The organism is Kitasatospora sp. NPDC036934, from assembly GCF_055608425.1.
This window is the reverse complement of sequence record NZ_JBVJQR010000014.1, coordinates 106742-123945: the sequence shown is the minus strand read 5'-3', so window position 1 is coordinate 123945 and position 17204 is coordinate 106742. Positions and strand designations below refer to the sequence as shown.

General features: G+C 72.5%; 17 protein-coding genes. 9 read left to right on the top strand and 8 right to left on the bottom strand.

Annotated elements, in window-relative coordinates; translation table 11 throughout:
• The first annotated feature begins 182 nt into the window (after positions 1 to 182).
• On the top strand, positions 183 to 680 hold the full coding sequence (locus ACZ7BZ_RS22555) for a phosphoribosyltransferase (RefSeq protein ID WP_380459623.1): 498 nt from the start codon (positions 183 to 185) through the stop codon (positions 678 to 680).
• Between the two features lie 21 nt (positions 681 to 701).
• Here the strand turns inward: ACZ7BZ_RS22555 and ACZ7BZ_RS22550 are convergent, their stop codons facing one another.
• Positions 702 to 890, bottom strand: a complete 189-nt coding sequence (locus tag ACZ7BZ_RS22550; protein ID WP_470359848.1) for a hypothetical protein — start codon at positions 888 to 890, stop codon at positions 702 to 704.
• Positions 891 to 1243: 353 nt separating this feature from the next.
• Here ACZ7BZ_RS22550 and ACZ7BZ_RS22545 point away from each other — a divergent pair, with 353 nt between their 5' ends.
• Positions 1244 to 3709, top strand: a complete 2466-nt coding sequence (locus tag ACZ7BZ_RS22545; RefSeq protein WP_470359847.1) for a tetratricopeptide repeat protein — start codon at positions 1244 to 1246, stop codon at positions 3707 to 3709.
• A 34-nt stretch (positions 3710 to 3743) separates the two neighbouring features.
• On the opposite strand, the gene pcp is transcribed toward ACZ7BZ_RS22545, so the two are convergent.
• The 3 genes from pcp to ACZ7BZ_RS22530 are packed head-to-tail and all read right to left on the bottom strand — an operon-like array spanning position 3744 to position 6111.
• Positions 3744 to 4388, bottom strand: a complete 645-nt coding sequence (gene pcp, locus ACZ7BZ_RS22540) for a pyroglutamyl-peptidase I (protein WP_470359846.1) — start codon at positions 4386 to 4388, stop codon at positions 3744 to 3746.
• 35 nt (positions 4389 to 4423) lie between these two features.
• The gene (locus tag ACZ7BZ_RS22535; RefSeq protein ID WP_470359845.1) at positions 4424 to 5392 is read right to left on the bottom strand and encodes a DUF979 domain-containing protein; all 969 of its coding nucleotides are present in this window, start codon (positions 5390 to 5392) and stop codon (positions 4424 to 4426) included.
• Positions 5389 to 6111 carry a DUF969 domain-containing protein gene (locus ACZ7BZ_RS22530; protein WP_470359844.1) on the bottom strand — a complete coding sequence of 241 codons (723 nt, stop codon included), beginning with the start codon at positions 6109 to 6111 and terminating at the stop codon, positions 5389 to 5391. Before ACZ7BZ_RS22530 ends, ACZ7BZ_RS22535 begins: the two co-directional genes overlap by 4 nt.
• 160 nt (positions 6112 to 6271) lie before the next feature.
• Here ACZ7BZ_RS22530 and ACZ7BZ_RS22525 point away from each other — a divergent pair, with 160 nt between their 5' ends.
• The 4 genes from ACZ7BZ_RS22525 (at position 6272) to ACZ7BZ_RS22510 (ending at position 9555) form a co-directional block, all read left to right on the top strand.
• A complete protein-coding gene (locus ACZ7BZ_RS22525; RefSeq protein ID WP_470359843.1) occupies positions 6272 to 7126 on the top strand; it encodes a GntR family transcriptional regulator in 855 nt (284 codons plus the stop codon).
• Positions 7123 to 7917 (top strand): LamB/YcsF family protein, encoded by a 795-nt coding sequence (locus ACZ7BZ_RS22520; RefSeq protein ID WP_470359842.1) that lies wholly within the window; start codon positions 7123 to 7125, stop codon positions 7915 to 7917. The genes ACZ7BZ_RS22525 and ACZ7BZ_RS22520 overlap by 4 nt, the downstream gene beginning before the upstream one ends.
• A 104-nt stretch (positions 7918 to 8021) precedes the next feature.
• Entirely contained in the window at positions 8022 to 8639 is a 618-nt protein-coding gene (locus ACZ7BZ_RS22515; RefSeq protein WP_470359973.1) for a 5-oxoprolinase subunit B family protein, read from the top strand.
• Between the two features lie 52 nt (positions 8640 to 8691).
• A complete protein-coding gene (locus ACZ7BZ_RS22510) occupies positions 8692 to 9555 on the top strand; it encodes a 5-oxoprolinase subunit C family protein (protein ID WP_470359841.1) in 864 nt (287 codons plus the stop codon).
• Between the two features lie 67 nt (positions 9556 to 9622).
• On the opposite strand, the gene ACZ7BZ_RS22505 is transcribed toward ACZ7BZ_RS22510, so the two are convergent.
• Positions 9623 to 9892: a putative antibiotic biosynthesis monooxygenase gene (locus tag ACZ7BZ_RS22505; protein WP_470359840.1), complete on the bottom strand. Its 270-nt coding sequence runs from the start codon at positions 9890 to 9892 to the stop codon at positions 9623 to 9625.
• Between the two features lie 123 nt (positions 9893 to 10015).
• On the opposite strand from ACZ7BZ_RS22505, the gene ACZ7BZ_RS22500 reads away from it, so the two are divergent.
• Positions 10016 to 10612, top strand: coding sequence for a TetR/AcrR family transcriptional regulator (locus tag ACZ7BZ_RS22500; RefSeq protein WP_470359839.1), 597 nt, complete (start codon positions 10016 to 10018; stop codon positions 10610 to 10612).
• A gap of 57 nt (positions 10613 to 10669) precedes the next feature.
• On the opposite strand, the gene ACZ7BZ_RS22495 is transcribed toward ACZ7BZ_RS22500, so the two are convergent.
• On the bottom strand, positions 10670 to 11713 hold the full coding sequence (locus ACZ7BZ_RS22495; protein ID WP_470359838.1) for a glycosyltransferase family 2 protein: 1044 nt from the start codon (positions 11711 to 11713) through the stop codon (positions 10670 to 10672).
• Positions 11714 to 11973: 260 nt separating this feature from the next.
• Entirely contained in the window at positions 11974 to 12576 is a 603-nt protein-coding gene (locus ACZ7BZ_RS22490; RefSeq protein ID WP_465740450.1) for a superoxide dismutase, read from the bottom strand.
• A 163-nt stretch (positions 12577 to 12739) separates the two neighbouring features.
• Between ACZ7BZ_RS22490 and tsaD the strand changes: the two genes are divergently transcribed.
• Together tsaD and ACZ7BZ_RS22480 are read left to right on the top strand one after the other, a co-directional pair.
• Positions 12740 to 13807, top strand: coding sequence for a tRNA (adenosine(37)-N6)-threonylcarbamoyltransferase complex transferase subunit TsaD (gene tsaD / locus ACZ7BZ_RS22485; RefSeq protein ID WP_470359837.1), 1068 nt, complete (start codon positions 12740 to 12742; stop codon positions 13805 to 13807).
• Between the two features lie 185 nt (positions 13808 to 13992).
• The gene (locus tag ACZ7BZ_RS22480) at positions 13993 to 16380 is read left to right on the top strand and encodes a M9 family metallopeptidase (protein ID WP_470359836.1); all 2388 of its coding nucleotides are present in this window, start codon (positions 13993 to 13995) and stop codon (positions 16378 to 16380) included.
• Here the strand turns inward: ACZ7BZ_RS22480 and ACZ7BZ_RS22475 are convergent.
• On the bottom strand, positions 16358 to 16813 hold the full coding sequence (locus ACZ7BZ_RS22475; RefSeq protein ID WP_470359835.1) for a DUF5990 family protein: 456 nt from the start codon (positions 16811 to 16813) through the stop codon (positions 16358 to 16360). The genes ACZ7BZ_RS22480 and ACZ7BZ_RS22475 overlap by 23 nt on opposite strands.
• Between the last annotated feature and the right edge of the window lie 391 nt (positions 16814 to 17204).

The following is a 17204-nucleotide window of genomic DNA, read 5'->3' as shown; positions in this document are numbered from 1 at the left end:
ACCACTGGTGGCTCGACAACGGTCGCCCCGTGCCCGACCTCCTCGGGCTCACCGTCGCGCCCGAGGGCCAGTGGGCGTGGCTCGACCACCCGGCTGATGCCCGGCCCCTGGGGTCGGCGCGGGGTGGGCTGCCCAGGGGGCCGGATTCGCCGCTCGGCCGGGCGGCGAGGAGACTGAGCACCGTGACTGATGTGCGAGAGATCCTGGACTACCAGACCTTCGGCCGGGCGGTGCGCGAGCTGGCGCAGACGATCGCCGACGACGGGTTCGAGCCCGATCTCGTCCTGAGCATCGCCCGGGGCGGCGTGTTCGTGGCGGGTGGACTGGCGTATGCGCTGGACTGCAAGAACATCCACCTGGTGAACGTCGAGTTCTACACCGGGGTGGGCACCACCTTGGAGATGCCCGTGATGCTGGCGCCCGTCCCGGCGGCGATCGACTTCACCGACAAGAAGGTGCTGATCGCCGACGACGTGGCCGACACGGGCAAGACGTTGAAGCTGGTGCACGACTTCTGCCTCGACCACGTCGCCGAGGTCCGCTCCGCCGTGATCTACGAGAAGTCGCACTCCCTGGTGAAGTGCGAGTACGTGTGGAAGCGGACCGACGACTGGATCGAGTTCCCGTGGTCGGCGCAGGACCCGGTGGTCAAGCGCCCCGGCCAGGTGCTCGACGCCTGAGCCGGGGCGGAGGGGACGGGGTCAGGCCGCCAGCTCCTTGAGCTGCTCGATGATCCAGTCGGTGAGCGACCGGGCGGCGCCGGTGGCGAGCCCCCGGACGAGCTGGGCCGTGGGGTGTCCGGCGGGGTCGGCGGCCGCGGTCGGCCGGGCCGGGGGCTGGGTGGCGAGGGAGTTGTTCCGGTTCCGGTTGCGCTGCTGCTCGTGGGACATCAGGTCCCCCTCCAGGGCTCGTGGTGAGTGCGGGTCGGCCGGCCGGCGTGACTCCCACGATTCCGCTCCGCGGGTCCCGGTGGTCGATCCGCGGACGCCTGCGGAAGAGCCCGGAACCCGCCCCCGTCGCCGCAGGTGGGCGTTAGGGTGGTGGCCGGTCCGGCGGACGGTCGCGGACCGCCCCGGACGGTCGCGGACGGCGGTGCCCGGCCCGGGGAGGTCGCCTCCGGCGTGCGGATCCGCTCCGCGCCCTCGGCGCCGCAGGGGACGGACGAACGGGAACATCGTTGGCAGTAGGACAGAGTCCGCAGGCACAGCAGGCGCTGCGGGACTTCGGGCACGGTTTGCGACGGTTGCAGCACACATCGGGCAATCCCAACGGCCCCGAGCTGGTCAAGGTATCCGGTGGCACCCTGAACACCAGCGTGATCAGTGAGCTCCTGGAAGGGAGGAACGGGACCTTCCGGGTTCCCCCGTGGGACCGGGTCTCGCACTTCGTCACCGCCTGTGCGGCGTTCTCCGAGGCTCAGGGGTACCCGCTGGAGGGCCCGCAGGGGGATCCGGCGCACTGGCGGAAGCTGCACGGGGCCCTCGTCAAGAAGGTCGACGAGTACGACCGCACGCACCGGAGCACGGGCTCGAAGCCCTCGGACGCCGCTGCCCGGACCGGGCCGGCGCTACCCGCCCTCGCACCTCCCCCGGCCGTACCGGCGGGGTTCACCGGTCGGGAGGAGGAGTTGGAGGACCTGCTGGCGCTGCTGGATCCGACCACCAGTGCGGGCGGTTCCGCCGACGAGACCGTGGTGGTGACCTCGGTGCTCGGTCTGGGCGGCATGGGCAAGACCACGCTCGGCCTGGCCACCGCCCACGAGGCGCTCCGGCGGGGCCTGTTCACCGGAGTGCTCTTCCTCGACCTGCACGGCTACGACGACGGCATCCTCGACGCCGGCCGGGCGCTGGACACCGTCCTGCGCGACCTCGGTACGGAGGCCGAGCGGATCCCGTCCGACACCGACCAGCGGGCCGCGCTCTACCGCGCGAAGCTCGCCGTCCGCGCCCGGGCCGGGGAACGCGTGCTGGTGCTCGCCGACAACGCCTCCGCCCTCGGGCAGGTGCAGCACCTGGTCCCGGCCGACGGTCCGCACCGGCTGGTGGTCACCTCCCGCGACGACTTCGCCGCCGGCCTGGGCGCGCGCCTGGTCGACGTCGACGTCCTCGCCCCGGCGCGGGCGGTGGAACTGATGGACGCCGCACTGCGCCTGACGCTGCGGGGTGACGCGCGGATCGCCGCCGACCCCGACGGAGCGGCCAGGGTGGCCGAGTTGTGCGGGTACCTGCCGCTCGCCCTGCGGATCGCCACCGCCCAGCTGGTGGCGGAGCGGGGTCTCAAGCCGGGCCGGCTCGCCGAGTACCTGGAGGACCTCGGCGAACGGCTCGACCTTCTGGAGGACGGGGAGCGGGCGGTACGAACCGTACTGGAGCGCTCCTACCAGCGGCTCGCGCCCACCCATGCCGAGCTGTTCCGGCTCCTCTCCGTCAACCCCGGCCCCGACCTGTCCACCGAGACCGCGGTGGCGTTCACCGGGGTCGGCAAGCTCAAGGACGTCCGGGCCCGTCTGATAGCCCTGTCAAGAGCAAGCCTGATCCGTCAGGACCCGTCGACCGGCCGTTGGCGGATGCACGACCTCGTACGTGCCTACGCCGCCGAACAGGCCGGACTGCACCCGCAGCACACGGCCACCGCCCGGCGTCGGCTGCTCGACTACTACTGCAGCTCCACGAGGAACGCGAACACGTACCTGGTCTCGAAAGACGCCCAGAGCGATCGGGGACGGAAGTTCACCGACCGTCCCAATGCTCTGGCCTGGCTGGATGCGGAGCACACCAACCTGGTGGCGACCGTTCACGTCGCACACGCCACTCGGACCGGCAGTCACGACCACGTCGCCCACACCCTTCCCGGCTACCTCACCCCTTACCTGAGCCTGCGCCACCTCGTGGAAAGCCACCTGGAGGTCGCCGAGGTCGCCCTCGCGGCTGCGCAGGACTGTCACAATCCGGCCGGCGAAGCCATGCTCTGGGGAAGCCTCGGCGCCGCCTTGGCCGGTGTGCGGCGGTTCGAGGAGGCCGAACGGGCCCACCGCACCGCCCTCACCCAGTACCAGGACCTCGATGACTTCCGTGAAGCGTCGGCCTGGAACAACATCGGCGTCACGCTGCGTGACCTGGGGAGGCTGGAAGAGGCCGAGGAGGCCCACCGCACCGCCCTCACCCAGTGCCAGGACCTCGGCGATCTCCTCAGCGGAGCCACCGCCTGGGACAACCTCGGTCTGACGCTGCGTGACCTGGGGAGGCTGGAAGAGGCCGAGGAGGCCCACCGCACCGCCCTGGCCCGCTACCGGGACCTCGGCAATCAACGCGGCGAGGCCAGGGCCTACGGAAACCTCGGCAAGACGCTGAACCGGTTGGGGCGGCTCGACGAGGCCGAACGGGCGCAGCGCACCGCCCTCGCCCGGGAACGTGACCTCGGCGACCGCTACGGCGAGGCCCTCAACTTGAACAACCTCGGCACGACCCTGCGAGCCGCCCGTGCGTTCGAGGAGGCGGTGGAGTGCGGCGAACGGTCCGTCGCCATGTTCGAGGAGATGGGCGACCAGTTCCAGTTGGGGCACGCACTGGGCGAGCTCGCCGCATCCCTGCTCGCCGCCGGCCGGCCGAAGGACGAGGTACGGGCCCTGCGCGAGGCGTCGGCCGCGGCGTACCGCGCGGCCAACGCCGGGCACGAGGCCGAGCAGGTTCTGGCACAGTCCGACGAGTAGCCGCGGTCGGCCGGTCCGGCGGAGGGGGTAGCCCTCAGTGGGTCGCCCCCTCCGGGACGCGGAGGTCCACCGTACGGGTCGCGGCCGCCGTGATCAGGGCGCGCACGGCGTGGGCGACGAGGTCGGCCGGCAGGGACGGGGCGGAGCCGTCGAGGACCTGCTCGGGCAGGGCCGGGATGTGGACGAATCCGCCTCGGGTGGTGGGCTGTTCGGTGGCGAGCAGGTGCATCAGGGCGTAGAAGACGTGGTTGCAGACGAACGTCCCGGCGGTGTGCGACAGGGAGGCGGGGACTCCGGCCGCCCGGACGGCGGCCACGCACGCCTTGACGGGCAGGGTGGCGAAGTAGGCCGCGGGACCGCCGGGGAGGACGGGCCGGTCGACCGGTCGCCGGCCCGCGTTGTCGGGGATGCGGGCGTCGTCGATGTTGACGGCGACGCGCTCGACGGTGACGTCCGGCCGACCGGCCGCCTGGCCGAGGCAGACCACCAGGTCGGGGGCGCAGCCCGCGATCGCCGTGCGCAGTTCGTCGGCCGCCTGCCCGAAGACGCAGCTCAGCCGGGTGGCGGTGACCAGGAGCCCCTCGGGCGGGCTGTCGGCGACCAGGCGGGCGACCTCCCAGGACGGGTTGACGTCGGCGCCGTCGAACGGTTCGAAGCCGGTGAGCAGGACCCTGGTCATGGGGCGGCCTTTCTGGAAGCCGGAAGAGGGAGTCGTCAGAACGCGAAGAGCGACATGATGGCGATGTTGCAGACCAGCAGGGCGCCGGCGGTGGGGAGTTGGGCCCTGATCGGCCCGTACTGGTCCTTGAGTCCGAGCAGCGCCGCCGGGACGAGGTTGAAGTTGGCCGCCATCGGCGTGACCAGCGTGCCGCAGAAACCGGCCAGCATGCCCACGGCCAGAACCACGCCCGGGCTGCCGTGCAGTTGGGTGATCAGGACCGGCCAGCCGATCGCGGCGGTCATCACCGGGAAGGCGGCGAAGGCGTTGCCCATGACGATCGTGAACAGGGCCATGCCCACGCAGTAGAGCGCCACTGCCGCGTACTTGCTGCCGTCCGGCAGGAAGTGGGTGGTGATCCTGCCGACCTGGGTGCCGACGCCCGCGCTCTGGAAGATCGAGCCCAGGACGGCCAGGAGTTGGGGCAGCAGCAGGGCCCAGCCCATGGCCTCCAGCAATCCGCGGCCGGAGTGGAGCGCGACGACGGGGTTGCGCTCGCGGGTGAGCAGCAGGGCGAGACCCAGGGCGACGAGCGAGCCGATGCCGAGCCCGAGGAGCGTCTCGCTGCCGGTCTGGAGCAGCACGCCGCCTCCCAGGTGCACGCCCTTGAGGAGTGTTCCGCAGGCGAGCGCGACCAGCGGGAGCGCCAGCGCCGGGATGAACAGCCGGCTGCCGAGGCGGGCGGCGGAGGCGGCCCGCCGCTCGGGGGCGGCGGCCGTCGGGGTGCCGCGACCGGTGAAGCCGAAGCCTGCCAGGCAGATCATCGCCAGGACGGCGACGCCCAGCGGCGCGGCGGGCGCGCTCTTGTCGGCGACCCAGGAGCCGTAGACGAAGCTCGCGCCGAGCAGGCCCCAGAAGGCGCCGCTGCCGTAGCGCTTGGGGTTGCCGCGGTCCGCGGCCATCTGCGCCGCCATGGCGAGGAAGACGGCTCCGACCAGCCAGTACAGCCACTCGACCTTGATCACTTGGTGGTCTCCTCGATGCGGTCGGCGGCGGTCGCCGAGGTGGGGGCCGCTGTGGTCAGGTCCCGGGCGAGGACGTGGTCCAGGCGCAGCAGGCGTGCGCCGTGGATGAGGGTGGCGCAGACCGCGGTGGGGATGGCCCACAGTGCGAGCTGCACCGGCTCCAGGTCGGTGTGGTAGGTCGCGTCGACGAAACCGGTGATCAGCAGGATCGAGCCGACGGCGAGGAAGCAGTCCTCGCCGAAGAACAGGCCGACGTTGTCGGCGCTCGCGGCGAAGGAGCGCACCCGTTCGCGGGCCCTGTCGGTCAGGGTGCCGTGGCGGCGCTCGGCGGCGGCCTCGGCCATCGGCGCGACCATCGGGCGCACCGCCTGGGCCGGTCCGCCGAGGCTGGTGAGGCCGAAGGCGGCGGTGAGTTGGCGGGCCACCAGGTAGACCGCGAGGACGCGGCCGGCGCTGGCCTTGGCGAACCTGTTCATCAGGGTGCGGGCCTGTTCCTGGAGGCCGTGGCGCTCCAGCAGGCCGATCACCGGCAGGGTGATCGCGAAGAGGGTCACCGAGCGGCTGGAGGCGAAGCCGGTGCCGAAGGCCTCCAGGACCTTCAACGGGCTCATCCCGCCCAGCAGTCCGGTGAGGACGCCGGCGGCGCCGACGACGAGGAGCGGATTCCGCCGGGTGGCGAACCCGGCCACCACGACGAGGATGCCGACAAGAACGATCATGTGTTCCTGGCCGCCTTTCGGACGGGCCTCCGCCCACTGGCTGACCGTCTCGGGCGCCACGGGCGGAGGCGGTCGCGTCCGGGTGGGCCGCGACCGTGCGGGGGTTGCCGCGAGGCTAGGGGATTGTGGAACAATCCGACAAGAGTTCAGGAGGTGGAACGTGACTGGAGTTTTCGACGCGCTCGCGGCCGACCGGGGCCGACTCGACCGCGCCAGCGCCGCCCAACGCGTGGCCGAGGTGCTGCGCGACCACATCACCGAGGGCCTGCTCGCCCCCGGCACCCGGCTGTCGGAGGAGGCGCTCGGAGAAGCACTCGCCGTCTCGCGCAACACGCTCCGCGAGGCGTTCCGGCTGCTCGCCGACCAACGGCTGGTCGTCCACGAGCTGAACCGGGGCGTGTTCGTCCGGATCCTCGAACCGGCGGACGTCGCCGACATCTACACGCTGCGCCTCGCCCTGGAGACCGCCGGCGTGCGCGCCCTGCACAGCGCCGCACCCGAGCGGCTGGCCGCCGTGCGGACCGCCCTGGACCACGCGGAGGCCGCCGAGGCGGCCGGCGACTGGGTCACCGTCGGCACCGCCGACCTGCACTTCCACCAGGCCGTCGCGGGGATCGCCGGCAGCCGGCGGATCGACGAGTGCATGGCCCGCCTGATGGCCGAACTGCGCCTGGCCTTCGCCGCCGTCCCGTCGGCACGCGGGCTCCACGCACCGTTCCTGCGCCGCAACCAGACGCTCACCGGGCTGCTGGAGACGGGCGAGATCGACGACGCCGTGGTGGAGCTGACCAGGTACCTGGACGACGCGCGCGCGGTGATCGTCCGTGCGATGACGGACGGCCGGATCGCGGACGGCGCCATGGCACACGGCACCGTGACGGGCCGTCCGGTGGCGGACGGCACCGTGACGGACGGCACCGTGACGGACGGCTTCGCGGCGGACCGCCCGATGACGTACGGCACCGTGACGGACGGTTTCGCGGTGGACGGCCCGATGGCGGACGGGGCGAGATGACCCCGCCCGAGGGCGCTCACGTACCGGTCGTCGACCTCAACGCCGACCTCGGCGAGGGCTTCGGCCGCTGGTCGCTCACCGACGACGATGCCCTGCTGTCGGTGGTCACCAGCGCCAACGTCGCCTGCGGCTTCCACGCCGGGGACCCGACCACCATGCGACGGGTGTGCGAGCTGGCCGCGGAACGCGGCGTGCGGATCGGCGCGCACGTCTCCTACCGGGACCTCGCCGGGTTCGGGCGGCGGGCGATGGACGTCCCGCCCGACGAGCTGGCGGACGAAGTCGCTTACCAGATAGGGGCGTTGAAGGTGTTCGCGCGGGCAGCCGGAGCACACGTGGCGTACGTCAAACCACACGGCGCGCTGTACAACCGGGCGGTGCACGACGAGGAGCAGGCCGAGGCGTTGGTCCGCGGTGTCCGCCTGGCCACGGAGGCGCGGGAACGCGCCCTGTCCGTACTCGGGCTGCCCGGTTCACAGCTGCACGCGGCGGCCGGGCGGGCCGGGCTGCCGGTGGTCGCCGAGGCCTTCGCCGACCGCGCGTACACCCCGCACGGCACGCTCGTCCCGCGCCGCGAGCCCGACGCCGTCGTCCACGCCCCGGACGCCGTCGTCCACCGCTCGGTCGCCATCGCCCGGGACGGCGAGGTCACCGCCCGCACGGGCGACCGGATCCGGCTGCGGGCCCGCTCGCTGTGCGTGCACGGCGACACCCCGGGAGCCGCGGACCTCGCCCGTCGGGTGCGAACGGCCTTGTGGACGGCCGGAGTCCGCGTGGAGGCGTTCGCGTGAGCACCGAACCGACGGCGCGGACGGAGCGGGCCGAGCCGACGAAGCGGGCGGAGCGGGCCGGGACGGACCGGGCCGACGAGATGAACCGGCTGAACGGGACCAGGATGCGGGTCCTGCGGGTCGGCCTCGACGCACTCCTGGTCGAGCTGGCCGGCGCCGAGGAGGCGACCGCCTTCCACGCCGAACTCCAGCGCCGCCGCGCGGCGTCCGAACTCGCGCCCGTCACCGAGGTCGTGCCCGCCGAGCGGACCGTGCTGCTCGACGGCGTGGCCGATCCCGCCGCCCTGGCCGCCGAGCTGGCCGGCTGGTGCGTGCCGCCGCTGGTGGCGGGCACCGCGGAGACCGTGACCGTCCCGGTGCGCTACGACGGCGCCGACGTCGCGGAGGTCGCCGCGCTGTGGGGCGTCGCCGAGGAGGAGGTCGCGCGGATCCACTCCGCGACCGAGTTCCGCGTCGCGTTCAGTGGCTTCGCCCCCGGCTTCGGCTACCTGACCGGCCTGCCCGAGCGCTACCGGGTGCCACGGCGGGCCGTCCCCCGCCCCGCCGTTCCGGCCGGGTCGATCGCCCTCGCCGGCCCGTACACCGGCGCCTACCCCCGCTCTTCGCCGGGCGGGTGGCAGCTGATCGGGCGCACCGACGCCGTGCTGTGGGACCCGTCCCGGGAACCCGCGGCCCTGTTCAGCCCGGGGACGCGGGTCCGGTTCGTGATCGAGGAAGCCTGACTGCGGGAGCATGACCGCAGGAGCCCTCCCCAGGAAGCGTGATCGAGGAGACATGACCGTCACCATCACCAGTGCCGGCCTGCTGACGACCGTCCAGGACCTCGGTCGGCCCGGGCACGCGCACCTGGGCGTGCCGCGCTCGGGTGCGCTCGACCAGCCCGCCCACCGGCTCGCCAACCGCCTGGTCGGCAATCCCGCGACGGCGGCCACCCTGGAGACCACCGTGCTCGGCTGCGCGGTGCGGGTGGACCGCGCGGTGACGGTGGCCGTGGTCGGCGCGCCGTGCGCCGTGCGGGTCGACGGGCGCCCCGCCGCCTGGGGCGCCCCGGTGCGGCTGCCCGCCGGGGCGCTGCTGGAGGTGGGCCCCGCGACGCGGGGTGTGCGCAGTTACGTCGCCTTCGCGGGTGGGATCGTCGCCACGCCGGTCCTCGGCAGCCGCTCGGCCGATCTGCTCTCGGGGCTGGGCCCCGCACCGCTGGCCCCCGGGGACGCGCTGCCGCTCGGCGAGCCGGCCGGCCCGCCTGTCGGAGCGGACGTGCTGCCGACGCCCGCACCGCCGGACCCGCTGCTCCTGCCGGTGCTGCTGGGCCCGCGCGACGACTGGTTCACCGCGCGCTCCCTCGCCGTCCTGACCGGCTCCGGCTACCGCGTCTCCCCCACCAGCAACCGGATCGGCCTGCGCCTGGACGGCCCTCCCCTGGAGCGCGCCCGCGAAGGCGAACTCCCCAGCGAGGGCATGGTCCTGGGCGCGGTCCAGGTGCCGCCCGACGGCCGCCCGGTGGTCTTCCTCGCCGACCACCCCACCACCGGCGGCTACCCCGTCATCGGCGTCATTCCCGCCGCCGCCCTCCCCTCCGCCGCCCAGGCCGCCCCCGGCACCCCCGTCCGCTTCACCCCGATGCGCCGGCGGCGGTGAGTTCGCGCCGCACCGGTATCTCGACCGGCCGCTGACCGCGGCACGTGCGGACGGCCTGCGGTGCCCGCTAGTTCCGGCGGGCGAGCTTGGTCTCCGCCTTGAGGAGCAGGGGCATCACCGCGTAGACGACGACGGGGACGACCAGGGCGGTCATGACCAGGGTGCGCAGCGCCACCGGCAGGTTCCCGAGATGGGGGCCGAGGAGGACGAAGGCGGTGGTGATGGTCGGGTAGACGGCGAGCCAGGTGAGCAGGGCGCGGCGGTGGACCGACGGGACATGCGGGGCAGTCGGGGCGTTGCCAACGGGTGCGGCCGCGGTGATGGTGTCGGTGGTCATGGCTCGGGTCCTCCCCTGTGGTGAGTGGCTGGAGCCCTAATCTCCAACCCTTCGGTTGGAGTTTGGCACGCGCGGGCGCAGATGTCCAACCAAAGGGTTGGAGATTTGGGATATCCTCGGGCCATGGCCTGGGACACCGCACGTACGCAGCAGCTCCTCCTCGACGCCGCGGTCGAGGAGTTCGCCGAGTTCGGGCCGGACGGCGCCCGGATCGCCCGGGTGGCGACCCGGGCGGGGGTGAACAAGGAGCGGATCTACCAGTACTTCGGCAACAAGGAGCAGCTCTTCGCCGCCGTGCTGACGTCCGAACTGGGCAAGCTGGCGGAGGCGGTGCCGCTCGCGCCGGGAGCGGTACTGGACCTCGGCGACTACGCCGGACGAGTCTTCGACTACCACTCGGCCAACCCCCACCTCTCCCGCCTGCTGGCCTGGGAGGGTCTGCAACGCGGCACGGAGGCCGAGGAGTTGGCCGCCGGGCCGGAACGCACCGCGCACTACGGCGAGAAGGTGGCGGCCGTCGCGGCCGCGCAGCGCACCGGCGGGGTGGCCGGGGGCGTGGATCCGGGGCGGCTGATGTTCGCGGTGATCGGGCTGGTGAACGCGTGGTTCACGCTGCCGCAGATGGTCCGACTGCTGCTCGCCGGTACGGCGGACGCCGCGACGGACCGGGCGGCCGTGGTCACCCTGGTCCGCCGGCTCACCTCATCCGCAGGCGGCTGAACGGCGGCTCCGTCGAGGTCATCGAATCCGCCGAGACCGACAGCGACCCCGTCGAGGTCAGCGGCGGCGCGCGGCCTGGGCGGCCTGGCGGGTGCGGCGGACGGCGCGGTGGAGGCGCTGGACGGCGATGAAGCGGTTCATCGCGTCGGTCAGGGTGAGCCGGTACTTGAGCCGGAGCTGGGGGTTGAGGCCGGCGATCCGCTCGGGGCCGATGGCGTGCAGGAGGCGGCTGACGTGCCGCTGGTAGACCTCCCAGTAGTTGCGGTCGCCGTCCGGGATGGACCAGAAGAACATCGGGATCTCTTCGGTCAGGCAGTTCCGGTCGTAGGCGCGCAGGTACTGCTCGGTGAAGAGCGGTTCGGGGCGGGCGAGCAGCCACTCGCGGACGAGTTCCATCGAGCGGACCCGGTCGATCAGGCCGCGCGGGTCGGTCTTCTTCTGGGTGATGGACAGGTTGCCGTCCTCGCGGACCCGCCAGTGGTAGATGGGCTCGGAGAGGACGTCGACCCGGGTGGCGAGGAAGTGGTGGGGGACGCTGACCGGAGCGTCCTCGTAGAGCAGGCCCTCGGGGTAGCGGATGCCGGCGTCGTCGAAGAAGGAGCGCCGGTAGACCTTGTTCCAGGCGGTGCGGTCGGTGACCAGGGCGGGCAGTTCGCTGACGTGGGTGCGCAGCCGGGTCTCGCGGAACGGGCGGCGGTGGGCGTGGGAGGGGGTGAGGCCGGTGGTGCGCAGGCGCATCGCGTTGCCGGTGGCGAAGTCGGAGCCGGTCTGGTCGAGCGTGCTGATCATCAGCTGGTAGGCGTGCGGCGGCAGGGTGTCGTCGCTGTCGACGAAGGTCAGGTACTCGGTGCCGGGGGCGATGTGGCGCCAGCCGGTGTTGCGGGCGGCGCCGAGGCCCTTGTTCTCCTGCTGGACCAGCCGGAAGCGCGGGTCGCGCGCGGCGTACGCCTTGGCGAGGACGGGACCGTCGTCGGTCGAGCCGTCGTCGACCATGACGCACTCGAAGTCCTCGAAGGTCTGGGCCGCGATCGAGTCCAGGCACTCCCCGAGGTAGCGCTCGACGTTGTAGATCGGGACCACCACGGACAGGCGCGGAGCCATCGGGCGACCTTTCGCTCAGGAGCGGACGGGCCGGTCGGCCGGTCGACCGCCGGAAGCCGGCGGTCGACCGAGCATAGCGAGCGAGCGCCCGCCGCGGGCGAACAACGGGTGGCGTCGAGCCTTCGGTTCGGTGTGGCAGCCGTGACCGGTGTCAACGGCCGTGACGGGCAGGCGCGGTGGGAACCGGACACCCCGGACCGAACGACGGGGAGGGCCCCGGACCGCCCGACCGGCCCGGGGCCCTCCTGCTCGGTCCGCGCTCAGGCGCCCTTGACGGCGGCGAAGCGGGAGGAGACGTCCTGCCAGTTGACGACGTCCCACAGACGGGTGACGTAGTCCGGGCGGACGTTGCGGTACTGCAGGTAGTACGCGTGCTCCCAGGCGTCGAAGGCCAGCAGCGGGGTGGTGTTCTGGCCGACGTTGCCGTGGTGGTCGTAGACCTGCTCGACGATCAGGCGCTGCCCGAGCGGCTCCCAGGAGAGGATGCCCCAACCGGAGCCCTGGACGCCGGTGGTGGCGCTGGTGAGCTGCTTCTTGAAGGCCTCGAAGCTGCCGAAGTGCTCGGTGATGGCGTCGGCCAGCTCGCCCTCGGGGCGGTCGCCGCCCTCCGGGGAGAGGTTCTGCCAGAAGAGCGAGTGCAGCACGTGGCCGGAGAGATGGAAGGCGAAGGTCTTCTGCAGGCCGACCAGGCCGCCGAACTGCTCCTTGTCGCGCGCCTCGGCGAGCTGCTCCAGGGTGTCGTTCGCGCCCTTGACGTACGCGGCGTGGTGCTTGGAGTGGTGCAGCTCCAGGATCTCGGCGGACATGGCCCGCTCGAGCGCGGAGTAGTCGTACGGCAGGTCGGGAAGGTTGTAGGTGCCCATCAGGACACGGCCCCTTTCGGCGGGTTGAGCGATGACGATCGTGCCGGGACAACACTATTGCGTATGACTTGCAGGAGCACAGCATGGGCTCCTGCTTATTCCTCACATCCCGTCGGGCACAATGGTCACCCGAACGTGTAATGACTGATGAGGGTGAGCGACCATGACATGGGCGCCTCGGGTGGTGCTGGGCATCGAGTCCTCCTGCGACGAGACCGGCGCGGGCCTGGTCCGAGACGGCGTGCTGCTCGGACAGGCGGTGGCCTCCTCGATGGACGAGCACGCCCGCTACGGCGGGGTGGTGCCGGAGATCGCCGCCCGGGCGCACGTCCACGCGCTGGCCCCGGTGGTACGGGAGGCCCTGGACCGGGCCGGACTGACCCTCGGCGACATCGGCGCGGTCGCCGTCACCACCGGCCCCGGGCTGGCCGGCGCCCTCCAGGTCGGGGTGGCCGCCGCCAAGGCGTACTCCTTCTCGCTGGGCGTCCCGCTGTACGGGGTGCACCACCTGGCCGGGCACGTCGCCGCCGCGGCCCTCGACGGCGGGCCGCTGCCGAACCCGTGCGTCGTGCTGATCGTCTCCGGCGGGCACACCTCGCTGCTGCTGGTCCGCGACCTCGCCCGGGACCCGATCGCCCACCTCGGCGACACCCTGGACGACGCGGCCGGCGAGTGCTTCGACAAGGCCGCCCGGATCCTCGGACTGCCCTACCCCGGCGGTCCGGCCGTCGACCGCGCGGCCCGCGACGGCGACCCGACGGCCGTCCGGCTGCCGCGCCCGCTGACCGGGCCGCGGGACGACCCGTACGCCTTCTCCTTCTCCGGCCTCAAGACAGCCGCCGCCCGCTGGGTCGAGGCGCAGCGCGCGGTCGGCGCCGAGCCGAACGTCCCGGACGCGGCCGCCGCGCTCCAGGAGGCGATCGCGGACGTGCTCACCCGCAAGGCGGTGCGGGCCTGCGGCGACCACGGCATCGACACCCTGGTGGTGGTCGGCGGGGTCGCCGCCAACTCCCGGGTCCGGGCGCTCGCCGAGCAGCGCTGCGCCGCGGCCGGCATCACCCTGCGGGTGCCGCCGCTGCGGCTGTGCACGGACAACGGCGCGATGGTCGCGGCGATCGGCGACCTGCTGCTCCGCTCGGGGGCCGAACCGGCTCCGACTGACGTCTCGGTGGACCCGTCGGCGCCGCTGGAGTTCGCGGCGCTCACGCCCCGGGCGCGGTCGACAGCCTGACGGATCACCACGGACGACGGGGCACGGACGGCGGGAGGGGCACGGTTCGGTCTCGTCGGCCGGAAGTCCGGCTCCGAGGTCTTCCCTTTACCTGAATGAGTGTGCCATTTTACATGTCACACATCAGGTTCCGTCCGTGCGCCCCAACCGCACGGCCCCCTCACGGTCCCGGAGGCCCCCACCCCATGCGTCCCTTCCGGATAGCGAAGGCGACCGCGCGCAGACTCCCCGCGCTCGGCGCCGCCTTCTTCCTCGCGCTCGGACTGTTCTCCCCGCAGGCGCACGCGGCCGACCGCCCATCGACGCCGACTCCCCGTCCGGACAGGACGGTTGCCCCGCACGCGATCCCGGTGCCGAAGTCACCCGACACCCCGCAGGACCCCCGCCCGCTCGCCTCCGAGAGCCAGGGCAAGCCCACCGCCCCGACCGCCGGCGGCAGCGCGGGCACCGCCCGGACGGCGCGGCAGCTTTCCGCCTGCGACACCTCGGCGTTCACGAGCACGTCCGGTGCGGCGCTGGTCCGGCAGGTCAAGTCGGCCGGCCTGGACTGCGTCAACACGCTCTTCACGCTCACCGGCGACAGCGCCAAGGGCGCCTTCGACGAGGCCCAGATGGTGACCGTCGCCAACGCCCTGCGCGACACCGCCACCGGCTATCCCGGCGACGACTCCACCTCCGCCGGGCAGTTGGTGCTGTTCCTGCGGGCCGGCTACTACGTGCAGTGGTACCACCCCGACGCCGTCGGCCCGTACGGCGCCGACCTGCGCGGCGCGATCCGCGGCGCGCTGGACGCCTTCTTCGCCGCCCCGCACAGCAAGGACGTCACCGAGGCCAACGGCGCCACCCTGGCCGAGGCCGTCACGCTGATCGACAGCGCCCGGGAGAACGCCCGCTACACCGGCGTGGTCAAGCGCCTGCTGAACGACTACACCGGCGGGTGGACCGGATCGATGGCCGCCGCCGTCGCCAACACCGCGACCGTCATCGAACGCGGCTTCGAGCTCCCCGAGTTCACCGCGGCCCTGCAGGCCGACCCGTCCTTCGCCACCACCATGGCCTCCTTCGTCACCCGCAACAGCGCCCAGCTCACCGGCTCCGACCCCGTCACCACCATCGGCATCCAGATCGGCAACCTGCTCACCGCCGACGGGCTCCGGGCGCAGGGCCGGCCGATCGTCAAGGACCTGGTCAACCGCTACCCGCTGGTCGGCACCACCGGTCCGCTCACCATGAACCTGCTCTGGTTCGCGGAGAAGAAGGACACCGGCAACTGCTCCTACTACGGCACCTGCGACGTACCCGCCAAGCTCGTCCCGCTGGTGCTCAAGAGCGACCACACCTGCAGCCCGAACCTGCGCATCCGCTCGCAGAGCATGACCGCCCAGCAGAACGCCGACACCTGCACCAGCCTGGTCAACCAGGACGCGTACTTCCACCGCGTGGTCAAGGACAACGGCCCGGTCGCGGACGACCGCAACACCGGCCTGGAGGTCGTCGTCTTCGACGACTACTACAACTACAGCCTCTACGCCTGGGAGATGTACGGCATCGCCGTCGACAACGGCGGCATGTACGAGGAGGGCAACCCGGCCACGCCCGGTAACCAGGCCCGCTTCATCGCCCACCAGGCCGACTGGCTGCGCCCCGACTTCCAGATCTGGAACCTCAACCACGAGTACACCCACTACCTCGACGGCCGCTACGACATGTACGGCGACTTCGAGGCCGGCATGACCACCCCGACCGTCTGGTGGGTCGAGGGCCTGGCCGAGTACGTCTCCTACGGCTACCGGGGCGTCCACTACGACGACGCCGTCACCCAGGCGGGCAAGGGAACGTACCCGCTGAGCACCCTGTTCGACTCCACCTACGAAAACGCCGACTCCGTCCGGGTCTACAACTGGGGCTACCTGGCGGTGCGTTACATGCTCCAGTCGCACCCCCAGGACGTCGACGCGCTGCTCGCCGAGTACCGCGCCGGCGACTGGAACGGCGCCCGCACTCTGCTCAAGACCACCATCGGCACCCGCTACGACGCCGACTTCGCCGGCTGGCTCAAGGCCTGCGCCACCGACGCCTGCGGCACCCTGCCCACCGGCCAGGCCCCGCTGTGCGCCGCCGCCGACACCCGGCAGTACGACAAGGACTGCCGCCGCGACGGCGTCGCCGCCACCACCGGCGACTACGGCTACAGCTTCCTCTACCTGCCGTCCGGAGTGAAGCAGCTGACCATCACCACCAGCGGCGGCACCGGCAACGCCGACCTCTACTTCAACGGGCCGTCCTGGGCCACCACTTCGTCCTACCAGGCGAAGTCCGCCAACCCCGGCAACGGCGAGACCCTGACCATCGGCAACCCGCCCTCCGGCTGGGTCTACTTCAGCCTCCACGCCCAGCAGGGCTTCGCCGGCGTGACCGTCACCACCACCGTACAACTGACCGCTCCCGCAGCCACCGGAGGGTCCCGCGTCCGCGCGGGGCCCTCCGCCGTGCGTTCCGGCCCTCCGCCGTGCGTTCCGGCCGTCCCCGTCCGTTCAGGCCCCACGGGGGTCAGGCCGTCGCCGACCAGGTGACCCGGGGCGGGCGGACGGCGGCGCACAGCGGGTGGCCCTCGGCGTCGGTGAGGCCGAGGCGGGCGACCAGCAGGCCGGTGGCGACCGCCCGCTCCAGGACCTCGTCGTCCACCGCGGCCAGCAGCAGCTTCGCCCGGCGGAACAGCGACCAGGCATCGTCGTCCGGCGTCACCCAGTTCAGGTAGACGAACCGCCCGCCCGGGCCGCCCTGGACGTAGCGCCCGGTGACATCCGCCCCGCCGTCCGGCAGCGGCTTCGCCGCGCACTCCAGCGACCACCGCGCCCGGGGCGCGTCCCCGGGCTGCGGATCCAGCAGTTCGGCCGGGCGGCCCCGGCGCTGGACGGCGACGTGGATGTCCCGGTACCCCGGGAAGCCCGGCGCGACCCCGCACGCGCGGCCGGGCAGGGCGGTGGCCTCGATCCTCAGCTCCATGCCTGCCATCGTCCCCCACCGGCCGGCCGGTCCGGCGCCCCGGCCGGGCACTCCGAGGACTCAGGTAAAGACCTCGGAAAATGCGCTGGTAAAGGCCGGTGGAAATACCCCCACCGGAAAAGGTTATAACGATTCGCCATTCGAATTGGCGGTCAACCGGGCATGTAAATCGAACTCCAGTGATCGAAGGGGTATCAGGAGCGCCTTCTTTCGGTTAAGGTCCTGAGTCAGTTGAAGCGTTCGGCCCTCCAGACCGGAAAGCCGGACCCCGCCAACGGTGCGGCCGACACCCATTCGCCGCACCCGGAATCCCAGAAAGGGGACAGCCATGAAGATGATCAAGGCGATCGTGAAGAAGTTCCAGCGCAACGAGGACCTCGCCAACAACGCG

What these genes read in the sequence shown, in the direction of transcription:
- ACZ7BZ_RS22530 (WP_470359844.1), bottom strand. Translation starts at nt 6,111, where the DNA reads ATGATCGTTCTTGTCGGCATCCTCGTCGTGGTGGCCGGGTTCGCCACC.
- ACZ7BZ_RS22495 (WP_470359838.1), bottom strand. Translation starts at nt 11,713, where the DNA reads ATGGCTCCGCGCCTGTCCGTGGTGGTCCCGATCTACAACGTCGAGCGC.
- ACZ7BZ_RS22490 (WP_465740450.1), bottom strand. Translation starts at nt 12,576, where the DNA reads ATGGGCACCTACAACCTTCCCGACCTGCCGTACGACTACTCCGCGCTC.
- ACZ7BZ_RS22515 (WP_470359973.1), top strand. Translation starts at nt 8,022, where the DNA reads ATGCGGGTCCTGCGGGTCGGCCTCGACGCACTCCTGGTCGAGCTGGCC.
- ACZ7BZ_RS22505 (WP_470359840.1), bottom strand. Translation starts at nt 9,892, where the DNA reads ATGACCACCGACACCATCACCGCGGCCGCACCCGTTGGCAACGCCCCG.
- ACZ7BZ_RS22520 (WP_470359842.1), top strand. Translation starts at nt 7,123, where the DNA reads ATGACCCCGCCCGAGGGCGCTCACGTACCGGTCGTCGACCTCAACGCC.
- ACZ7BZ_RS22480 (WP_470359836.1), top strand. Translation starts at nt 13,993, where the DNA reads ATGCGTCCCTTCCGGATAGCGAAGGCGACCGCGCGCAGACTCCCCGCG.
- ACZ7BZ_RS22510 (WP_470359841.1), top strand. Translation starts at nt 8,692, where the DNA reads ATGACCGTCACCATCACCAGTGCCGGCCTGCTGACGACCGTCCAGGAC.
- ACZ7BZ_RS22500 (WP_470359839.1), top strand. Translation starts at nt 10,016, where the DNA reads ATGGCCTGGGACACCGCACGTACGCAGCAGCTCCTCCTCGACGCCGCG.
- ACZ7BZ_RS22550 (WP_470359848.1), bottom strand. Translation starts at nt 890, where the DNA reads ATGTCCCACGAGCAGCAGCGCAACCGGAACCGGAACAACTCCCTCGCC.
- pcp (WP_470359846.1), bottom strand. Translation starts at nt 4,388, where the DNA reads ATGACCAGGGTCCTGCTCACCGGCTTCGAACCGTTCGACGGCGCCGAC.
- ACZ7BZ_RS22475 (WP_470359835.1), bottom strand. Translation starts at nt 16,813, where the DNA reads ATGGAGCTGAGGATCGAGGCCACCGCCCTGCCCGGCCGCGCGTGCGGG.
- tsaD (WP_470359837.1), top strand. Translation starts at nt 12,740, where the DNA reads ATGACATGGGCGCCTCGGGTGGTGCTGGGCATCGAGTCCTCCTGCGAC.